This window comes from Flavobacterium sp. CF108 (assembly GCF_900129795.1).
GTDB lineage: Bacteria > Bacteroidota > Bacteroidia > Flavobacteriales > Flavobacteriaceae > Flavobacterium.
The window spans coordinates 39,071-61,216 of the sequence record NZ_FQWW01000007.1; the positions used below are offsets into that span (position 1 = coordinate 39,071).

Below are 22,146 nucleotides of genomic sequence, written 5' to 3' on the forward strand. Positions count from 1 at the left end.
TTTTGGAAACCTTGCAGGAAAGAAAATGATGAAAAATAATATACTATTTATACTTCTCTTCACCACGCTTTGTATTAAAGCGCAGATTCCTGTGCTCGATAATTACAATCAAATCTGGACAGCACAAAGCAATAATTCATCAGAATCTATGCCTTTGGGAGGCGGTGATATTGGTATGAATGTCTGGGTAGAAAAAGGAGATTTGTATTTCTATTTTTCGCGAAGCGGAACTTTTGATGAACATAATACTTTATTAAAATTAGGAAGAATAAAAGTTACTTTAAGTCCGAATCCGTTTTCAGGAAAAGAAGGTTTTCATCAGGAATTAAATCTCAAAGACGGTTACATTTTAGTAGGGCAGAATGATACTAAAATCAAACTCTGGGTAGATGTTTTCAAACCGATTATTCATGTTGATTTAGAAAGTAAAACTTCGCTTAAAATGACGGCTTCTTATGAAAGCTGGCGTTATAAAGACCGTGATTCAAAAGGAAAAGCCAATAATGCCAATTCTTATAAATGGGCGCCGCAAGGAGATATTGTTATTTTTAAAGATTCTATTTCATTTGAAAATAACGGCATAAAATTCTATCACAGAAACAGAGAAAATACCGTTTTTGATGTTGCCGTTAAACAACAGAAAATGGAATCGGTAAAAGAGCAAATGCTGAACCCGATTGCCAATTTGACTTTCGGTGGATTTATGACTGGTGATAATCTAAAACCCGATGGAACATATTTAGGAAAATACCAATCGACAGATTTTAAAGGCTTTAATTTAACGAGCATAAAACCATCGAAAAAACATTCAGTAGAAATTTATTTAAATACCAGTCAATCTGATTTAAATACTTGGAATACTGGACTGCAACATCAGATTTCTTCCAATAAAAATACTTCAAAACAAGCAGAAAAAAACACTCAAAAATGGTGGAATGATTTCTGGAAACGGAGTTTTATTTTTACTCAAAAAAAACAATCGATTGAGAAAGATTCGGTTTACCAAATCGGGCAGAATTATCAGTTGTTTCGATATATGCTGGGATGCAATGCGTATGGAAAATATCCAACAAAATTCAACGGCGGACTTTTTACAGTTGATCCTGTTTTTACTAATGCAGCTTTAGATTTTACACCCGATTTCAGGAATTGGGGCGGAGGAACTATGACGGCTCAAAATCAAAGATTGATTTATTTTCCGATGGTAAAAAGCGGTGATTTTGATATGATGAAATCGCAGTTAGATTATTATTTGAGTTTACAGAAAAATGCTGAATTAAGAAGTAAAGTGTATTGGAACCATAACGGTGCATCGTTTACAGAACAATTAGAAAATTTCGGCTTGCCAAACCCTGCAGAATACGAATGGAAACGTCCCGAAGATTACGATCCGGGAATGGAATATAATGCGTGGCTGGAATATGAATGGGATACGGTTTTTGAATTCTGTCAAATGATGTTACAGCAGAAAGAATATGCGGGAGAAGACATTCAAAAATACAATTCGTTTATTATAAGCTGTCTTCGATTTTTTGATGAACATTATCAATATCTGGCGAAACAACGAGGAAGAAAAGCTTTGGATGGAAACGGAAAATTAATTTTATATCCGGGTTCGGGAGCTGAAACATATAAAATGGCTTATAACTCTAATAGTACGATTTCGGCTTTACAAGTTATTACAGATAATCTTTTAGAATTTTCTTCGGAACAATTATCAAAAGAAGAATTGGAATATGTAAAAGGAGTTCAAACGAGAATTCCGCCTTTAAACTTCGGGCAAATCGAAAATCATAAAGTATTAGTTCCGGCAAAATCTTGGGAAAGAGTTAATAATTCTGAAGTTCCGCAATTGTATCCTGTTTATCCGTGGGGAGTTTATGGCATTGGAAAACCTGATTTAGATACGGCTTTAAATACATGGAAATACGATCCCGATGCTTTAAAATTTAGAAGTCATATTGGGTGGAAACAAGATAATATTTTTTCGGCTCGCTTGGGTTTAACAAATGAAGCTTCGAAATACAATATATTAAAAATAGCCAATTCAGAAAGACGTTTTCCTGCGTTTTGGGGTCCGGGATTTGACTGGGTTCCAGATCATAATTGGGGAGGTTCAGGAATGATTGGCATGCAGGAAATGCTTTTGCAGGAAGCGAATGGGAAAATTTATCTTTTTCCGGCATGGCCAAAAGATTGGAATGTTCATTTCAAATTACATGCAAAACAAAATACAACGGTTGAAGCTGAGCTTTTTAATGGTGAATTAAAAGTCATAAAAGTAATTCCGGAAGAAAGGAAAAAAGATATTATAAATCTGTTAGGGATTTCAATAGAAGAAAAGAAAAAATTAAACTAACTATTACCAAAGAAAAATGATTAAGAAATTACTAAGTGCTGCAGTTTTGTCTATGCTTTTGGCGACAAACGGACAAGCACAATCAGTTCAAAATACTGATAAACAAATTGTAAAAGTAGACTTTGATTTTTTTCAAAGAAAATTAGAAGAAGTTCATGATGTAAATTATGATTCGTGGGTTGTCAGCGATCAAAAAGAAGCTGAAAAAACATTTAATAATGTAGCATTTAAACTAAAAGGAAACTTTACCTCAAAATGGTATAAAGTGGGTATGAACGCTCCGTTTTATAATAAATTAGGAAGCGATGGTTTGGTTACAGCTGAAAATTTAGAAATGAAAATCAGCGGATTGAAAGCAGGAAAGCATACACTTTTGACTTTTCATAACGCTTTTGATGTAATTACCGGAAAAACTTTTTCGCCAATCAAAATCTACGTAAACGGAAAACTTCAGGAAACGGTAAATGCGAGTCAGAGAGCCAATGCTAAAATTGATGCTTCGATGGCCTATATTACTTTTAATGCCGAAAAAGGCAAAGAGGTAATCGTTCGCTTTGAAATCGATCCGACTTCAAACCCAGATATCGTCAAACAGATTGTGATCAACGGTTTTGAAATTGATACGCCAAATTTGATGAATCAGGCCAGAACTCCGGAACCTAAAAATAGAGACGAACATGTTGAAGCTGCCAAAACTTTAACCTTAAAATGGGATGCTGTAAAAAATGTGGACTTCCATAAATTATATTTTGGTGAAGACAAAAATGCGGTAGAGAATGCAACAGAATCTTCAAAAGAATTTAAAGGAAAATTGACTGATAAATCTTTTTCAGTTTCTGATTTATACAGCGGTACAACGTATTACTGGAGAGTTGATGAAGTAGATAATAATGGTCAGGTAACTCTAGGAAATGTCTGGTCGTTTAAGCCAGCACAATTAGCGTTTCCGGGTGCTGAAGGTTACGGGCGTTATGCTGTGGGAGGACGCGGCGGAAAAGTAATTGAAGTTACCAATTTAAATGACGATGGACCGGGAAGTTTGCGTGATGCAGTAAATCAAGAAATTGGACCTAGAACAATTGTTTTTAATGTTTCGGGAAATATAAAACTGGCTTCGAGATTAGTGGCAAATCAGCCTTATATCACTATTGCGGGACAAACGGCTCCGGGCGAAGGAATTACGATTAGCAGAGCGCCAATGGGACTTACGGGGAATGACGGTGTTATACGATTTTTAAAAGTGAGAATTGGCGGCGGAACTACTTATGACGGAATGGGATTAACAGGCGCTGATTATAGTATTATCGATCATTGCTCGATCAGTTGGACAATTGATGAATCGTTTAGTTCACGTGGTGCGCATCATATTACATTACAGAGAACTTTAATTTCTGAAGCATTAAATGTTGCTGGACACGATAAATATGAAGTTGGAAAAATGCACGGTTTTGCTGCAACAATTGGCGGTGATATTGGTAGTTTTCATCACAATTTATTGGCACATAACCAAGGTCGTAACTGGAGTATTGGTGGTGGCTTAAATGGTGACGGTTATTACACAGGAAGATTGGATATCACAAACAATGTGGTTTACAACTGGGGACAAAGAACTACAGACGGTGGTGCAAACGAGGTAAATTTTGTAAACAATTATTACAAACCGGGAGCTTCGACTAAAATATTTGTGGCGCTAAATGCACAACATGAAGGAGTTGGAAAAGGAATGCAGCGTTATTATTTTAACGGTAATATAATGCCAGGTTATTTTGATGAGAAATCTCAGGAGAAAGGAAGAAAATCTACTATAACAAATAAGGAAATTGTGCAGTATGAAACATTTGTTGATAAGCCATTTTTTGTTTCTTATGTAGAAACACAATCAGCGAAAGCGGCTTATAAAAATGTACTTTCAGATGTAGGAGCAAATCAGCCGTTTTTTGATAAACATGATAACAGAGTTATTGATGAAACTTTAAAAGGGACTTTTACTTTTAAAGGAAGTAAAAGCGGTTTAGGCGGAATGATCGATAATGAACAAGACGCTGGCGGATGGCCGAATTTTGCGTCAGAAACTCGTCCTGCAGATTGGGATACAGATCACGACGGATTACCAAACTGGTGGGAAAAAACTTTTGGTTTAAACGAAAATTCAAAAGCTGGAGATTTTTCAGATGCGAATCAGGATGTTGATAAAGATGGATTTACCCAGCTTGATAATTATTTAGAATGGCTTGCTCAGCCTCATTATTTTGTGAATTCGGGAGAAAAGAAAGTTTTAAATGCAGTAGATTACTTCAAAGGTTATGAAAATAAGGCGGTATATACTTTCACTGATCTTAAAAATGGAAAATTTGTTTTAAAAGGAAAAGAAATTGAGTTTACAGCAGTTGAAAAAGGATTCGCTTCTTTCGTCCTAACGGTAAAAGATGCAGACGGAGATTCAATGAGCAGAACCATTAATTTCTTTGTAAAATAGAAAAAGAGTTTGCCACGAATTACACGAATTTCCACTAATTTTTTACGCAGTATAGTAAAAAAATAATTCGTGGAAATTCGTGTAATTCGTGGCAAAATAAAAATCCGTATAAATCCGCGTTTTGCCTCAGGCAATCCGTATCATCAGCGTTACAAAATCATCACAATAAGAAAAAAATGAAAAAGAAAATCATCATATCGACTTTACTTATTTCAAGTATTATTTCAGCACAGAATAAAGGTTTGGTTGCGAATTCAGAAAGTCCGTATTCAAAACTGCAAAGTGTAGGTTTGCAAGATGTAAAATGGACAAACGGTTTTTGGAAAGAACAATTTGATGTAGAAACCAAAAATACATTGCCGTATATGTGGGATTTGTATCATAATGAAACTTCGCATGCTTACAAAAACTTCGAAATTGCAGCAGGTTTAAGCAAAGGAACTTTCAAAGGACCTTCATTTCATGATGGTGATTTCTATAAGATTTTTGAAGGAATGGCAGCAACGTATGCCGTTACAAAAGATAAAAAACTGGATGCCGAAATGGATAAAGCTATTGCGCTTTTCGCGAAAGTACAGCGTAAAGACGGTTATATTCATACACCAGTTTTAATTGATGAACGCTGGGGAACTTTAGGCCCGGAAGAAGTAAAAAAACAATTAGGTTTTGAGAAATACAATATGGGACATTTAATGACTGCAGCCTGCATTCATTATCGTGCTACAGGAAAAACAAACTTTTTGGATATTGCAAAAGGAGTTGCTGATTTCTTATATGATTTCTATAAAAAAGCTTCACCAGAATTAGCCAGAAATGCGATTTGTCCGTCTCATTATATGGGAATTGTCGAAATGTACAGAACGACGAAGAATCCAAAATATCTGGAATTGGCCAATAATTTAATCGATATTCGCGGAACTACAAATGATGGAACCGATGACAATCAGGATCGAATTCCGTTTAGACAGCAGACAACTGCAATGGGTCACGCCGTAAGAGCAAATTACCTATACGCCGGAGTTGCCGATTTATATGCCGAAACGGGAGAAAAGAAATTACTAGACAATTTAGAATCTATTTGGGATGATGTAACGTATCGCAAAATGTACATTACTGGAGGCTGCGGTTCTTTGTACGATGGTGTTTCGCCAGATGGGACATCTTATAATCCTGCCGATGTGCAAAAAATTCATCAGGCTTACGGAAGACCTTTTCAATTGCCAAACGCAACGGCACATACCGAAACCTGCGCTAATATTGGAAACGTTTTATGGAACTGGAGAATGCTTCAAATTACGGGCGATGCGAAATATGCTGATATTGTAGAATTGGCATTATACAACAGTGTTCTTTCTGGAATGGATTTAGAGGGAGAAAAATTCCTGTATAACAATCCGCTGAATGTTTCTAACGATTTGCCATTTCATCAGCGTTGGGGAAATGAGCGTGAAGGCTATATTGCATTGTCAAACTGCTGTGCGCCAAACGTAACCAGAACAGTTGCCGAAATTGGAAATTATGCTTACAATATTTCGAAAGAAGGTTTGTATGTAAATTTATACGGAAGTAATCAATTGAAAACAAGGTTTTTAAATGGAGAAGAAATCGAAATCGAACAGCAGACTAATTATCCGTGGGATGGAAAAATAACCTTGAAAATCGTAAAAGCGCCAAAAGATTTACAGAACTTCTTTTTAAGAATTCCAAGCTGGAGTCAGAATGCTGAAGTTTCTGTTAATAATGCAAAGATTACTGATAAAATCGTTTCTGGAACTTATTTGAAATTAAATCAAAAATGGAAAAAAGGAGATGTGATTGAATTGAATCTTCCAATGCCGGTTGAATTGATGGAAGCTAATCCGCTTGTGGAAGAAGTTAAAAATCAGATTGCTGTAAAAAGAGGACCTTTGGTTTATTGTTTAGAATATGATCAGCTTCCGGCAAAAACAAGTGTAAATGATGTGGCTTTAAATGTGAATTCGAAATTTAAGATTAACAGTTTTACATTAAATAATCGAAACTTAGTCAGCATTGACGCAGAAGCGGTACTAAATTCTAATAATTCATGGAATAAAACTTTATACAAACCACTTTCTTCTAAAGATGCAGCTGTAGTATCAGTAAAATTGATTCCTTATTTTGCATGGGGAAATAAAGGAAAAGGGGAAATGACGGTTTGGATGGCACATTAAATTTTACACGCTGATGAAACGGATTTACTTTGTAAAGACGCGGATTAAAAACGGATTTTTAAATTTCTAAGATTATTAATCGTACAGTTTGTCATTCCGAACGAGGAATCGCACACGTAACTCGACAAAGATTAGCAATTAAGATTACTGAATTTATAATGCGATTTCTCGTTTTATTTTCGGTAGAGACGCACAGCAGTGCGTCTTACATGTTTTTAAGAATGTGTATACGTGACGTAGACGCACTGCTGTGCGTCTCTACAATCTAATAATCTTAAATAAAAAATCATGAAATATATTCTAGCTTTATTTTTACTAACAACATTATCTATATCAGCCCAAACACTTGATAATAAATTGATATTAACCGTTGCCCAAGACGGTTCAGGAGATTTTAAAACCATTCAGGAAGCGATAAACAATGTCAAAGACAATTCAGAAAAAAGAGTTGTAATAACTATAAAGCCAGGGAAATACATAGAAAAATTAGAGATTCCAGCTGCTAAAGCATTCATTACTTTAAAAGGAACAGATAGAGAGAAAGCCATTATCTCATTTGATGACTATTCGGGAAAACCGTTTCATGAAAATGATCCATCTGGAAAAAAGACTTTTGGAACTTCAACTTCATATTCTTTTTTGATTAAAGGAAATGATTGTACTGTTGAAAATCTTACTGTCGAAAATACAGCAGGAAGAGTAGGACAGGCAGTGGCGCTGCATATAAAAAGTGATCGGGTTATTGTCAAGAACTGTAATATCTTAGGAAATCAGGATACGCTATTTTTATCAGAAGAAAATACCCGAGTTTACTTTGAAAACTGTTTTATCAGCGGTACAACCGATTTTATTTTTGGTGCTGCGACAGCTTATTTTTACAAATGTACAATTGAAAGTTTAACGAATTCCTATATTACAGCAGCTTCAACTCCGCAAGGTCAGACGTATGGTTTTGTTTTTGTTGAATGTAAACTTACCGCAAAAGATAAATCGGTAGATAAAGTATTTTTAGGAAGACCTTGGAGACCTTATGCCCAAACTGTTTTTATCAATACAGATATAGGTTCACATATTATACCCGAAGGCTGGAACGCATGGATTGATACCAGATTTCCAGATAAAGATAAAACAGCTTATTACGCAGAATATGGAAGTAAAGGTTCAAGCGCAAAAGATTTGTCACAAAGAGTACCTTGGTCGCATCAATTGAAAAAATCTGATATTAAGAAATACAATCGGGATTTGGTTTTAAATGGATGGAATCCGAATAAATAATTATCAGGTTTAGGACTAGGTATTTTTAGATTTTGTACCAAAAAATGCATTTCTATTTTTTTTATTGGTCAGATTTTACGTTTAAAAAAAATATTTTTTTAGTAAAAAATTAAGGAATGTTTTGTAAAGCGAAAACGTTTTCAGGTTGTAAGATTTCTACTTTAAAAAATGGCTTTTCTCTAAAAAGAAGAGCCATTTTTTTGTTTTATATTGCTAAACTTAACCTATTAAAATACAGTGTTTCAGTACATGATTTTGCAGAAAAAACAGCATTTTTTTGTTTTTAATGCTAATTCTTCTGTATTTGTTTTAAAAGCATATCTTCTATTTTATTATACGCAATCTTATTGCTTAATTTTTCTATTTTGTCTATTTTTTCCTTCTTTTTTTTATTAATATTGTTTTTTTGAGTTAGTTTTTTTTAGATAATGCCAGTAAAGCAGGATAGAACAGGACGGTTCTAATTCGTCATCGTTATATTTTTGGTATGTAAAATAAATGTGTTTTTAACATTTAATTTAAAGTAAATTAAACTTTTTTTAAATTTTGATATCTTTAAGTGAAACACATTTAACATGACTAACTAACACTAAATAAAACCTAACCAAAAACAAAAAACATTTATGAAACAAGCACTTTTAAAGAGATGTAGTTTTCTTTTGTTTACACTGATGAGTGTGATGAGTTATGCTCAAAACTCAAATCTAGTTACAGTAACAGGAACTGTGACTGATCATGTGTCTGGTTTACTTCCAGGAGTAAACGTAACAGAGAAATCTACAAAGAATAATGTTACGACAGATTTTAATGGTCAATTTCAAATTAAAGTTAAGCCAAATGCAACTTTAGTTTTTTCTTTTATTGGAATGAGAAAACAAGAGGTAGCAATTGGAACACGTACAACTGTAAATGTTAAATTAACAGAAGATTCAAACGAATTACAAAACATTGTTGTAGTAGGATATGGTTCTCAGAAAAAAGAGAAACTAACCGGAGCTATTGCTACAATTAATGCATCAGATATTCAGGAGCTTCCAGTGTCAAATTTATCAGATGCCTTAAGAGGTTTAGTACCTGGTTTGAGCGTTATAGATGGAGGCGGCCGTCCTGGTGATGCAGGATCAATAGAAATTCGTCAAACTTATGGTTTCTCAAAAGATGGTAGTTCAAAAACACCATTAATTGTAATTGATGATATGATTCAGGTAGATCCTGTTACAGGTAGAGCCTCTTTGGAAGCATTTAATAGATTAGATCCTTCAGAGATAGAAAGTATGACTGTTTTGAAAGATGCTTCGGCTGCAATTTATGGTTCTCGTGCATCTCAGGGAGCAATTGTTATTAAAACTAAAAGAGGAAAAAGCGGTGTGCCTTCATTTTCATATTTCAGTCAGTTTGCTGTAAACGATGCAGTGAGTCACAGTAAAACAATGAGTGCATATGACTATGGTGTTTTTTCTAATAGATTTTTTACTGGAGGAAATAATATTGGGACTAATGGATCATACCTTTTTACTCCTGCAGAATTAGAAGAAATGAAAGGATTGGATTATGACTGGCTGGATGAAGCATGGAAGCCGGCAATTCAGCAAAAACATACCTTAAGTGTAAATGGTGGTACAGAAAAAGCAACTTATTTTGCAGGGATCAATTACTTTACACAAGGGGCGAATTTAGGAAAACAAGATTACAATAAATGGAATTTCCGTACTGGTATGACAGCAAAAATCTCAAGTTCTTTAGATTTTTCTGCAGCAGTTTCTGGAAATTCAGGCGATATTGAAAAATCATTTACTAAAGCTTCATCTGGTATTAATGACAGTAGTTATGCCTCTGCATCAGGTGGAGAACAGGCAGATTACGGATTTTTGCTTCATATGCCAAAATATATTCCGTGGGAAACTGTTGTAGATGGTAAGGAGTATTACATGTCACCATTTGCTCGCACAGATCGTACATTAGGTAGTGCAAATGCAAATAATACAATTGCCGGATATAATTATTTTGCTTCCATAAATAATGGTTCTAAACAAATTTCAAGTGACTTTTCTTATAATGTAAATATGTCGCTTAACTGGAAAGTTCCATTTATTAAAGGATTGTCTATTAAAGGAACTTATTCAAGAACACAAAATTCAGAAAGTACAGAGCAAGTTCAATTGCCATATGATTTGGCAAGAATAATGGGATATGAAAAACTAGACAGCCATTTAGCAAGTGCAGCATTGCCAACAACTACAAATAATGGAGTTGATAATTATTATGTAATTGAAACTAATACTCGTAGTTCAAGAGTATATTATGATAGTTTTAATTCTAAAGCTATGCAAGCCAACTTCTTTATAGATTACAATAGAACATTTGATAACCATGAAATAGGTGCTATGTTTTCTGTAGAACGTTCAGAAACAGAATTTAACAGCACACGTTTAGCATTTGAAAATACGGGTAAAGATTATGCAGGCTCTTACCAAACTGCAGGTACCTTAACTACTAATTCAACGGCATTAAAAGGAGAGCAAGGAACTTTGTCTTATTTAGGACGTGTTAATTATAGCTATAAATCACGATATATGCTTCAGTTCCTTTTTAGAAGTGATGCATCTACAAAATTTGCACCAGAAAACTATTGGGGATTCTTCCCTTCGCTTCAAGCAGGATGGATTGTTTCAAAAGAAGACTGGTTTACGGATAATATATCATGGATAGATTTTCTTAAGGTGCGTTATTCTATTGGAAAAACAGGAAATGATAACATTAATCCATGGAGATGGATGAAATTGTATGATGTAAATGCAGACAAAGGATTTCAGTTTGGATCAAACGGAGGAACGTTAGGAGGATCTGTAACACCTAGAGTAGAACCAAACAGAAATGTAGGATGGGATGCAACTGTAAAAAATAATCTGGGTATTGATTTGGCTGTATTAAAAAACAGATTGTCTTTAACAGCTGATTTTTATTATGATAAATCTAAAAACATGTTAACAGGTATGGCTGGTGTAGTTGGTGTACCAATTTCTGTAGGTGGTGGATTCGCCGAAGAAAATTACGCAGCGGTTGATTCTTGGGGAGCAGAGTTTAGTTTGACATGGAAAGACAAGATTAATAAAGATTTTAATTATAATGTTGGCGTAAACTTTGGTTTATCAGATAATGAAATTAAGAAATATCCTGAACCAGCTTTAATGCATCCATCAAATAACCTTACACAAGCCGGTCAGTCTACATTTTTTCCACAATGGGGATTCAGAACATGGAAAGGAACTTCAACAGGAGATGGTATATTGCGTACAGATGAAGATGTTACTAACTACTGGAATTATTTAACGGCAAATGCAGCAGCAATTGGTGGAGCACCAAATTACATGGGGATTTCTTCTGTAGCAAATATGAGACGAGGAATGCTTGCTTATGAAGATGCCGGAGGACAGTTTAATGATAAAGATGGTACTCAGGCTGGGCCTAACGGGCAAATTCAAAAAAATGAAGACTATGTAAAATTGGTTAACAAAAACAGAACTTACGGATTTACTACAAATTTAGGAGCAAGATATAAATCATTTTTCTTCAAAACACAAATTGCAACATCTTGGGGAGGTTATCGCGCTATCGATGTTGTAAAACAAGGAACAGGGTCTACTCATAATATGTGGGCACGTGAAACTTTCTGGAATGATATGTATGCAGATGATAATCCAAATGGAAGATATCCAAACTTAGCTAATCAGGATTATATTGCTGTCCCATCTGATTTCTGGCAGTTAGATACTTTCCGTTGTACAGTAAGAAACTTAACATTAGGATTTGACATGCCAAAAGAAATTCTAGATAAAGTTAAAATTGCAAAATGGTCAATTGGTGTAACAGGTAATAATCTTTGGGATTTATATAATCCTTATCCAGATCACTACCGCAATATGTACGATAGTTCTTCTGAGAATTATCCAACATTAAGAACATGGGCGGTTACTTTTAATATTACATTCTAATTTAATTAATACTAAAGATGAAACTAAAAATTAATAAATATATAACTTTAGCATTTGTTGCAGTGCTAAGTGCTTCTTGTAGTGATAGTTTTTTGGAAGAAAAGAAAAATTACGGAAGTGTAGATGACTCATTTTATGAAAGCCAGGAAAGAGCGAACTGGTACGTTAATAATGTTTACTTCGATTATTATTCTGCTTTTAAATCTCCGAATCAAAGTTTAGTTGGTTCTTTTACAGATGTCTATTCTAAAATGACAGAAGAAGTTGGAGGAATACAACCCCTTATTAACCCAACAATTACCTATGTAAACGCAGCAGATGGATCTGGTTATTACGGAGGAAAATTGGAAGACAAAATTAATAACGTTCCTTATAACAGAATTAGAGACTGTAACTCTTTTATTAGGGATATAGATGTAAAAGGAACTAATTTAGACAAAACATTTCGCGATCAGGCAAAAGGGCAGTTGTATTATTTACGTGCTGTTCAGTATTTTGATTTGATGAAAGTATATGGAGGTGTTCCAATTGTTACAGAAGTTCAGACTCCAAGTTCAGAAAATGAAGAAATTAAAGTACCTAGAGCGACAGTAACTCAGGTTGTAGAGCAAATCGTAAAAGATTTAGATATGGCGGCAAGTTTATTGCCCCCAAATTGGACAAGTGAATATGGACGTGTTACAAAAGGTGCAGCTTTAGCAGTAAAATCAAGAGTATTGTTAACATATGCAAGTCCATTATTTAATAAAAACTGGGATAATTCTAACGAACGTTGGGAAGCAGCATTAAAAGCTGGTTTAGAAGCTGAAACTGCATTAACAGCAGCTGGATATGGACTTTATGGAAACTCAGCCAAAGACTGGCAGAATATGTTTGCTCTTGGCGGTAATGCTTTCTGTTCTGAAGCGATTACAACACAGCTTTTAACAGTTACTAATAGTAATGTAGCTATGAACAACTCTTGGGAAAAAGCTATTCGTCCAATAAGCCAGGGTGGAACAGGTTCTCTTGAAGCTCCTAAAGAAATGATTGATTTATTTCCAATGGACAATGGTGCAAGACCAACAACTGCAAATGGTTATAATTCATTTCTATTCTTTATCAAACGTGACCCAAGATTTTACAGAACATTTGCTTTTTCAGGTGTTAAATGGGATTATAAAGAAAGTGCAAAACCAGTTGTTTGGGCTTATCGTTGGTTAGACGGTGCAAATAAATCTTACTATAGCGATTCAAACAATGAGACAAGTCCAGCTTTAGTTAGAAAAATGACAGATGTAACAGCTACTAATGCAAGTAGTTTTCAATATTCAGGAAATGATATTTTAGAATATCGTTATGCTGAATTGTTATTAAACATTGCAGAAAGTTATGCAGCATTAGGTCAAACAGGTAACGCAGTAGCTTATTTAGGAAGAATTAGAAAAAGAGTAGGTATTTCTTCTGCAAATAATTACGGAATAGGAACACTATCAGATAAATATGCAGCAATAGAAGCTGTATTATACGAAAGAAGAGTTGAGTTAGCTTACGAAGGAAAACGTTTTTGGGATATTCAGCGCTGGATGCTTTATGATAACGCTACAGTTTCGGGAACGACTAGTGGAAGTACTATTACTAAATTAGGTTTACAGCCAATAAATGGTACGCAAAGAACAGGGAACTATTTGCAGTATAAAAATCCAGCTACAAATGCAGATCCTTTAGCAGCGGCTCGTGCAAGTATTTCAGCAGATCCAGATTCAGCTAATTTCCAAACACAGTTAACTGCTTTAGCAGCATTCTATACGGATAACTTCATATTTGCAGCACCTCCAACTCCTATGGATAATGTTAATAATGCAGCGGTTAAAATTAAATTTAATCCAAATTATTACATTATGGGATTGCAAAACACTGTTTTATCTCAAAACCCATGGTTGAAACAAACAATTGGCTGGAAAGATGCTTCTGGTGGTGATGGAGATTACAATTATCAAGAATAAGATAAGCAAAATGAATTGCCCTAAATCATTAAGCATATCTAATAATAATAAACAAAATTAAACATGACAAATCTTCACCTGTATTCTACTTAGATGCAGGTGATTTGTTTAAACAGAATTACCAAAATCAAAATTAACATGAAAAATTCCGCATTATTTATCTTGACCCTGCTGTTTTTGGGAAATGCAAAATGTTTCGCCCAATACCCAAAATTAAGTGCAGAAGTTCAGGCGCAGGAAAAAGCTATTAAAGACGAAGCAAACAGACTTTCTGATGAAGCTTGGGCAAAAGCTTTAGTAGTTATTGAAGAAGAAGCAAAACACGGTAAACCATATATTCCATGGGCATCTCGTCCAAATGATTTACCTCAGGCAGAAATCCCTGCTTTCCCGGGTGCAGAAGGAGGCGGAATGTTTACCTTCGGAGGTCGCGGCGGAAAAGTTTACACGGTAACTAGCTTAGAAGACCGTGGGCCAGGAACGCTTCGTGATGCATGTGAACAAGGAGGAGCAAGAATAATAGTATTTAATGTTTCAGGAATTATCAGAATCAAAAGTCCGTTAATTATTCGTGCACCATACATTACAATTGCTGGACAAACAGCTCCAGGAGACGGAATTTGTGTTGCAGGAGAATCAGTTTGGATTGATACACACGATGTAATTATCAGACACATGCGTTTCCGCAGAGGAGAAACTTTCGTAGGACGTCGTGATGATGCAATTGGAGGAAATCCTATTGGAAACATTATGATCGATCACGTGTCAGCAACTTGGGGATTAGACGAAAATATGTCAATTTACAGACACATTTACAGTCCGGGTCCAGGTTATGCAGACGTAAAAGTAGGAACAGTAAATATTACAATCCAAAACAGTTTATTTGGAGAAGCATTAGATACTTACAACCATGCTTTCGGAAGTACTTTAGGTGGTGAAAACTGTTCCTTTATGAGAAACATGTGGGCTAATAATGCAGGAAGAAATCCTTCTATCGGTTGGAATGGAATTTTCAATTTTGTAAACAACGTAGTTTTTAACTGGTACAACAGATCTACAGACGGAGGTGATTATACAGCAAATTACAACATCATCAACAATTTTTACAAACCAGGTCCAGTTACTGATTTATCTCAGCCAATAAGCTATAGAATTTTAAAACCAGAATCAGGAAGAAGTAAATTACCATACATGGTTTTTGGTAGAGTTTATGCAAACGGAAACGTAGTAAACAACAATGAAAAAGTAACAAAAGACAACTGGGACGGCGGAATTCAACTTGAAAATAAAAAAGGAGAATTAATGTCTTATGATGAAGCAAAAGTCTATTTCGATAAAATGAAAGCAGACAAACCTTTCCCGATGCCTTGGTTCAATAAATTCATGACTGCAGAAGAATCATATGAATTTGTACTTAAAAATGTTGGAGCAGCATTACCAATTAGAGATAAAGTTGACGAAAGAATCGTAAGAACAGTTAAAACAGGAGTTCCTGAATATGCAAAAGGATTAGAGAAAAAAGAATTCTATCAATTCGAACACAGACGTTTACCGATGGATTCTTATAAAAAAGGAATCATTACAGATATTTCTCAAGTTGGAGGATATCCGGAATACAAAGGAAAACCTTATGTAGACACAGATAAAGACGGTATGCCGGATGCATGGGAGAAAAAATACGGATTAAATCCAAACGATGCATCAGATGCACAAGGAGATTTAAACGAAGACGGATATACAAATATTGAAGATTACATCAACGGTGTAAATCCGGCAATAAAAGTAAACTGGAAAGATCTTGCTAATAATAAAGAAACATTAGTTCGACCAATATTAGATTTAAAATAAGAAACATTTTAAAAACATTCTTGTTTCGCAATGAAATGAGAATGTTTTTAAATATTAAAATAGCACGAAAAGATGGCATTAAGAAAATTTAATATCAGTTTTTTAGCATTGGTTTTTTCATTTTCAGCATTAAATGCACAGCAGCATTTAGATCCTGAATATATCAAAGTAACCAATGAAAGAGCAGCAAAAATCGTTGCCAAATTAGATTTAAAAGATACTAAAAAAGAAACATCAGTTTCAAATATTGTAGCACAGCAATTTAGAGATTTAAGCGAAATTCAGGATGGAAGAGACGCTGAAATCAAAAAAATAAAAGACGATAGCAGTTTAGCAAAAGAAAAACAAAACGAGAAAATTGATAAACTGAAATCAAAAGCAGACGAATCAATTGAAAAACTGCATAAATCTTACCTTAAAAAATTAGGCAAAGAATTATCAGAAGACAAAATTACTGAAGTTAAAGACGGAATGACTTATGGCGTGCTTCCAATAACAGTTGCAGGCTATAACGACATGCTTCCAAATTTAACTGCAGAGCAAAAAGATTATATCTACAAAGCTTTAGTTGAAGCCAGAGAACATGCAATGGACGGTGGTTCATCTAAAGAAAAACACGGGTGGTTTGGTAAATACAAAGGAAGAATCAATAACTATTTATCAAAACAAGGTTACGATCTAAACAAGGAAAGTGCTGACTGGCACAAACGTCTTGAAGAAAGAGAGAAAACCAAAGCAGGTCAATAAGAAGTCCTTAGTGAAGAGTAAAGAGTGATTCGTTTTTTTATGACTAAAAAAATATTGCTAAACTCTAATCACTAAGAATTAAGTACTAATCACAAAAAGCTAATCACTAATTACTAAGAACTATTCACTAAGTACTAAAAATGCAGACTACCTTCCCAATAACCACATTAAAAAGAACCATGATGATCTTTTCATTTTGTTCTTTCTTTACTTCGGCATATGCACAATATCCAGAAATTCCGAAACCGCTTCAAGACAAAGCCGATGCAATTTTGGCCGATGAAGAAAAAAGGTTAGCCGAAATCTGGAAAAATAATTACAGTACAATACAGACAGAAGCTAAACAAGGAAAACCTTATTTACCTTGGGCATCTTACCCTAAAGATTTCGTTCAGGCAGATATTCCTGCTTTTCCGGGAGCTGAAGGCGGCGGAGCTTTTACACAAGGTGGCCGCGGCGGAAAAATATTTGTAGTAACCAGTTTAGAAGACAGCGGAAAAGGAACTTTTCGTGAAGCCTGCGAAGCCGTTGGAGCCAGAACAATAGTTTTTAATGTTTCTGGAATTATTCAGTTAAAAAAGAGAATAAGCATGCGTGCGCCGTACGTTACAATTGCAGGACAAACTGCTCCGGGCGACGGAATTTGCATTGCTGGTGAAACTCTGGAAATCGATACACACGACGTAATTATCAGACATATGCGTTTTCGTCGTGGAGCAACCGAAGTAGCCAGAAGAGATGACGCACTTGGAGGAAATCCAATAGGAAATATAATCGTAGATCACTGCTCAGTAAGCTGGGGATTAGACGAAAATATTTCATTATACAGACATCAGTTTCAGGCCAATGATAAATCGAAATTAGAAAAACTGCCAGCTTGTAATATTACCATTCAAAATACCATTTCTTCAGAAGGTTTAGATACTTACAATCATGCCTTTGGAAGTACAATTGGCGGATTAAACAGCACGTTTATGCGTAATTTATGGGCTGATAATATTTCAAGAAATGCCTCAATCGGAATGTACGGTGATTTTAATTTTGTAAACAATGTGATTTTCAATTGGTGGAATCGTTCTCTTGACGGAGGTGATTATCGTTCGATGTTTAACATCATCAATAATTATTTTAAACCGGGACCAATTACACCTTCAGATCAGCCAATACGATACAGAATTCTAAAACCAGAATCAGGATATATGAAACCAAAAACATACGGAAGAGCCTATGTTTCGGGTAATTTTATTGTTGGTTCTCCAGAAGTTACAGCCGATAACTGGAATGGCGGTGTACAATTAGAAGACCTTCCGGAAGCAGAAGTAAAATCATATTTAGAATTTATCAAACAGCCAAAAGCCTTTACAATGCCTCATATTACAATTATGAAAGCAGAAGAAGCCTATGAATTTGTTTTAAATAATGTTGGAGCAACAATCCCAAAAAGAGACATGGTTGACGAAAGAATTATCAAACAAGTTCGCACAGGAAAAATTGAAGTTAAAGACGGTTTAGAAAACGCAATAGGAAAAGATTTTATTAAAAGAAGATTACCTGCAGACTCCTATAAAAAAGGAATTATAACTCATCCTGACCAAGTAGGCGGTTATCCGGTTTACAAAGGAAAAGCTTATAAAGATTCTGATAATGACGGAATTCCAGACGCATGGGAAAAGAAAAACGGTTTAAACCCGAATGATGCTTCTGATGCCAACAAAGATGCAAACGGCGACGGATACACCAACATCGAGAAATATTTTAACGGAATTGACCCAAACAGTAAAACAGACTGGACAAAAACCGAAAACAATACAGATACATTAGCAAAATCAAAAGGATTATTGCAATAAAGTCTTAAATTTAATCACCAGAATATTCTCAAAGCAAACCAGACAGGTTTTTAAACCTGTCTGGTTTAATCACAACAAAAAATATTTTAAAGTGAACTTCAATCAACTAAAAAATATAATTTCCCTTCAAAAGAGCAATCTGTTTTTGTTCAGTTTCATTTTGTTTTTAACAACAAATATAGGAACTGCTCAAAATAATTTCCCTGATATTGTTAAAACCAAAGAAGGAAAACTTTCTTTTACAGCAGATAGCAAAGGAAATCAAATTCCTGATTTCTCATATGCGGGATATATGGCTTCTGAAAAAGCAATACCAAATGTGGAGAATAAAATTTTTGTTCCAAAACAAGAAGAAGACGCCACAGAAAGAATTCAGGCAGCAATTGATTATGTTAGTAATTTGAAACCAAATAAATCAGGGTTTCGCGGTGCTGTACTTTTAGACAAAGGAACTTTCAAAATAAGCGGAACTTTATTCATTAAAAAATCAGGAGTGGTTTTACGAGGAAGTGGAAATACTGAAAACGGAACAATTCTGTTAGGAACCGGATTAAAAAGAGAAGCAGTAATTAGAATTTTAGGAACTGATGACAAAAAATTAGGAGAAACTTTTGAATTCAATACAGCTTATACACCACTCGGAACAAAAAAAATCCAATTAAAAAATGCTTCTAAATTAAAACCATCTGATGAAATTATAATTAGTAAACCTTTAACCGATAATTGGATTAAAGAGTTAAAAATGGATGATTTTGGAGCCGAAACCGGTTGGGTAGGCTGGAAAAAAAATGATTGGGATATTACTTGGAACAGAGTTGTAACTAATATCAGCGGTAATGAAGTAACGCTAAATGTGCCGTTAACCATGACTTTGGATGATGTTTACGGACCAGCAAAAGTAACTTTATATACTTGGTCAGGAAGAATTGAGCAAATCGGGATTGAAAATATTCTTTTGAAATCAACTTATGATCAGTCAAAACCAAAAGACGAAGAACACAGATGGTTAGGAATCAGCATAGAAAACACAAAAAATGCCTGGGTAAAACAAGTGAATTTCAAGCATTTTTCTGGTGGAGCAGTTGCTTTATTAAAATCGGCACAGCAAATTACAGTTGAAGATTGTATAGCAACCGAACCTGTTTCTGAAATTGCAGGTTTTAGACGTCATACTTTTTATACCGAAGGCCAGCAAACACTATTTCAACGTTGTTACTCAGAATATGGTTACCACGATTTTGCTGTAGGCGGATTTGGAACAACAGGGCCAAATGCGTTTATTCAATGTGAGTCGTTTATGCCTTTTAATAATAGCGGGGCAATTGGCAGTTGGGCAACAGGAGTATTATTTGAAGTTTCATATATAGACGGACACGCCTTAAGTTATAACAATAGAGAACAAAATGGAAGAGGCGCAGGCTGGACCGCTGCAAATAGCGTAATCTGGGAAACATCAGCATCTAAAATAGAATGTTACAGCCCGCCAACAGCACAAAACTGGGCTTTTGGAACTTGGGGCGGAATTATGGCTGGCGACGGTCATTGGAAAGATGTAAACGGACATATCAATCCGAGAAGTTTGTTTTATTCGCAATTAGAAAATCGTTTGGGACAGGTTCCTATGAAACCGTTTATATACGATTTAGGTTCAGAACCTTCATCAAGTCCCGAAGTAGAAGCAGCACAAGAATTAACTAAAAATTCACTTGCTCCAAAAGAAAATTTACAGGAATGGATTGCAGAAGTTTCAAAAGCAAATCCAATTGATACGAGCAATTCAGGACTTAAAAACGCCAATGATTTAAAAATAAATTCTGCACAAAATATAATTTCTACCAACAAAGTAATAACAAAAAACGGATGGCTTATTTACGATAATAAAGTAATTGCCGGAAACCGATTAAATGTGCCTTGGTGGAGAGGAAGCCTTAGAGACAGCGACATTTCTAAGTCATTGCCGGATGTTACCAGATTTGTTCCCGGAAGAACCGGAACAGGTTTTACAGATAATATCAACGAAGTTGCAGATTATTTAAGCACCAATAATATGGTTGCGTTAGAACATAATTATGGTTTATGGTACGAACGAAGAATGGACGATCACGAACGCATTCGTCGTTTTGATGCCGATGTTTGGCCGCCTTTCTACGAACAGCCATTTGCAAGAAGCGGACAAGATTTAGCCTGGGATCAATTAAGTAAATATGATTTGACAAAATTCAATGATTGGTATTGGGATCGTTTGTCGCTTTTTGCAGATTTAGCAGAAACTAAAGGACAATTGCTAATCAATCAGCAGTATTTTCAACATAACATTATAGAAGCTGGAGCGCATTGGGCAAGTTCACCTTGGCGTTCAGCAAACAATATAAATAGTACAGGTTTTCCGGAACCGCCGCCGTATGCAGGAGACAAACGTATTTTTATGGCAGAACAATTTTATGATGTTAACAACCCTGCCAGAAGAAAATTGCACCAAGGTTTTATTCGAAAATCATTAGAAAATTTTCAGGAAAACAGCAACGTAATTCAGTTAACAAGTGCTGAATATACTGGCCCGCTTCATTTCATGCAATTTTGGATTGATGAAGTTCAAAAATGGAAAGACGAAACAGGCAAAAAAGGAATCATTGGTTTAAGTGCTACAAAAGATGTTCAGGATGCTATTTTAAATGATGCACAAAGAGCCAAAACAGTAGATTTAATTGACATTCGTTATTGGTATTATAAAGAAGACGGATCGGCATACGCACCGCAAGGCGGATTAAATTTAGCACCAAGACAACACGCCAGAAAATTAAAAACAGGAAAAGAAACAGACGATCAGGTATATCGTGCCGTTCGCGAATACAGAGAAAAATATCCAGAAAAAGTAATTCTATATTCGACAGATGCATCCCCAAGATTTGGATGGCCGGCTTTAATGGCTGGAGCGTCAATGCCAAACATTCAAAAAATTGCACTTCCAGAATTTTATTCCGCTTTAAGCGAAATGAAATTAGTGGAGGGAGATACCTTTTCAGATAATCTTTGGAAATTAGAAAACAAAGGAAAAAGCTATCTTTTCTATTTAAAAAACAACCAAGATATCATAATTGATTTAACTGATGCAAAAGGAATTTTCGAAGTATATACAATAAACGGAGCAACAGGAACCATCACCAAAAAAGCAAACATAAACGGAGGAAAACAAGTAACAATTCCACAATCCGAAATCAAAGAAAACGTGCTTTTTGTAGTAAAAAAAAGTTAGCCACAGATTTCACAGATTAGAAGGATTAAAAAAATAAAATCTGCCTAATCTGCGAAATCTGCATGAAAAATTTATAGACAAAGCTTGGAAAATCCATTAAATCAGTGAAATCTGTGGCAGAAAAAACACAGCATAGAGTAAAAATTCGAGAAAATTAGTGCAATTCGTGGCA

The 22,146-nt window shown here is 35.0% G+C and carries 10 protein-coding genes; all 10 read left to right on the plus strand.

The features are described from left to right. Positions 1–25 precede the first annotated feature (25 nt). The 10 genes from BUE10_RS18310 (at position 26) to BUE10_RS18355 (ending at position 21,974) form a co-directional block, all read left to right on the plus strand. Positions 26–2,359 (plus strand): DUF5703 domain-containing protein, encoded by a 2,334-nt coding sequence (locus BUE10_RS18310; RefSeq protein WP_073487450.1) that lies wholly within the window; start codon positions 26–28, stop codon positions 2,357–2,359. Positions 2,360–2,375: 16 nt separating this feature from the next. Beyond that, the gene (locus BUE10_RS18315) at positions 2,376–4,835 is read left to right on the plus strand and encodes a pectate lyase family protein (RefSeq protein ID WP_073487452.1); all 2,460 of its coding nucleotides are present in this window, start codon (positions 2,376–2,378) and stop codon (positions 4,833–4,835) included. 176 nt (positions 4,836–5,011) lie between these two features. Next, positions 5,012–7,027, plus strand: a complete 2,016-nt coding sequence (locus tag BUE10_RS18320; RefSeq protein ID WP_073487454.1) for an aceric acid hydrolase — start codon at positions 5,012–5,014, stop codon at positions 7,025–7,027. A gap of 288 nt (positions 7,028–7,315) precedes the next feature. Beyond that, positions 7,316–8,302 carry a pectinesterase family protein gene (locus tag BUE10_RS18325; RefSeq protein ID WP_073487456.1) on the plus strand — a complete coding sequence of 329 codons (987 nt, stop codon included), beginning with the start codon at positions 7,316–7,318 and terminating at the stop codon, positions 8,300–8,302. Positions 8,303–8,925: 623 nt separating this feature from the next. After that, positions 8,926–12,294 carry a SusC/RagA family TonB-linked outer membrane protein gene (locus BUE10_RS18330; RefSeq protein ID WP_073487458.1) on the plus strand — a complete coding sequence of 1,123 codons (3,369 nt, stop codon included), beginning with the start codon at positions 8,926–8,928 and terminating at the stop codon, positions 12,292–12,294. Between the two features lie 17 nt (positions 12,295–12,311). Next, positions 12,312–14,279 carry a RagB/SusD family nutrient uptake outer membrane protein gene (locus BUE10_RS18335; protein WP_073487460.1) on the plus strand — a complete coding sequence of 656 codons (1,968 nt, stop codon included), beginning with the start codon at positions 12,312–12,314 and terminating at the stop codon, positions 14,277–14,279. A gap of 138 nt (positions 14,280–14,417) precedes the next feature. Beyond that, positions 14,418–16,127, plus strand: coding sequence for a polysaccharide lyase (locus BUE10_RS18340; protein WP_073487966.1), 1,710 nt, complete (start codon positions 14,418–14,420; stop codon positions 16,125–16,127). Between the two features lie 72 nt (positions 16,128–16,199). After that, complete coding sequence (locus BUE10_RS18345) at positions 16,200–16,874, plus strand: DUF3826 domain-containing protein (protein WP_073487462.1); 675 nt, start codon at positions 16,200–16,202, stop codon at positions 16,872–16,874. Positions 16,875–17,014: 140 nt separating this feature from the next. Continuing rightward, on the plus strand, positions 17,015–18,721 hold the full coding sequence (locus BUE10_RS18350; RefSeq protein WP_073487464.1) for a polysaccharide lyase: 1,707 nt from the start codon (positions 17,015–17,017) through the stop codon (positions 18,719–18,721). Positions 18,722–18,866: 145 nt separating this feature from the next. Further along, the gene (locus BUE10_RS18355; protein ID WP_234984765.1) at positions 18,867–21,974 is read left to right on the plus strand and encodes a DUF6298 domain-containing protein; all 3,108 of its coding nucleotides are present in this window, start codon (positions 18,867–18,869) and stop codon (positions 21,972–21,974) included. Positions 21,975–22,146: the final 172 nt, after the last annotated feature.

Coding starts and splice junctions, on each gene's coding strand:
- BUE10_RS18310 (WP_073487450.1), top strand. CDS start 26: ATGATGAAAAATAATATACTATTTATACTTCTCTTCACCACGCTTTGT.
- BUE10_RS18315 (WP_073487452.1), top strand. CDS start 2,376: ATGATTAAGAAATTACTAAGTGCTGCAGTTTTGTCTATGCTTTTGGCG.
- BUE10_RS18320 (WP_073487454.1), top strand. CDS start 5,012: ATGAAAAAGAAAATCATCATATCGACTTTACTTATTTCAAGTATTATT.
- BUE10_RS18325 (WP_073487456.1), top strand. CDS start 7,316: ATGAAATATATTCTAGCTTTATTTTTACTAACAACATTATCTATATCA.
- BUE10_RS18330 (WP_073487458.1), top strand. CDS start 8,926: ATGAAACAAGCACTTTTAAAGAGATGTAGTTTTCTTTTGTTTACACTG.
- BUE10_RS18335 (WP_073487460.1), top strand. CDS start 12,312: ATGAAACTAAAAATTAATAAATATATAACTTTAGCATTTGTTGCAGTG.
- BUE10_RS18340 (WP_073487966.1), top strand. CDS start 14,418: ATGAAAAATTCCGCATTATTTATCTTGACCCTGCTGTTTTTGGGAAAT.
- BUE10_RS18345 (WP_073487462.1), top strand. CDS start 16,200: ATGGCATTAAGAAAATTTAATATCAGTTTTTTAGCATTGGTTTTTTCA.
- BUE10_RS18350 (WP_073487464.1), top strand. CDS start 17,015: ATGCAGACTACCTTCCCAATAACCACATTAAAAAGAACCATGATGATC.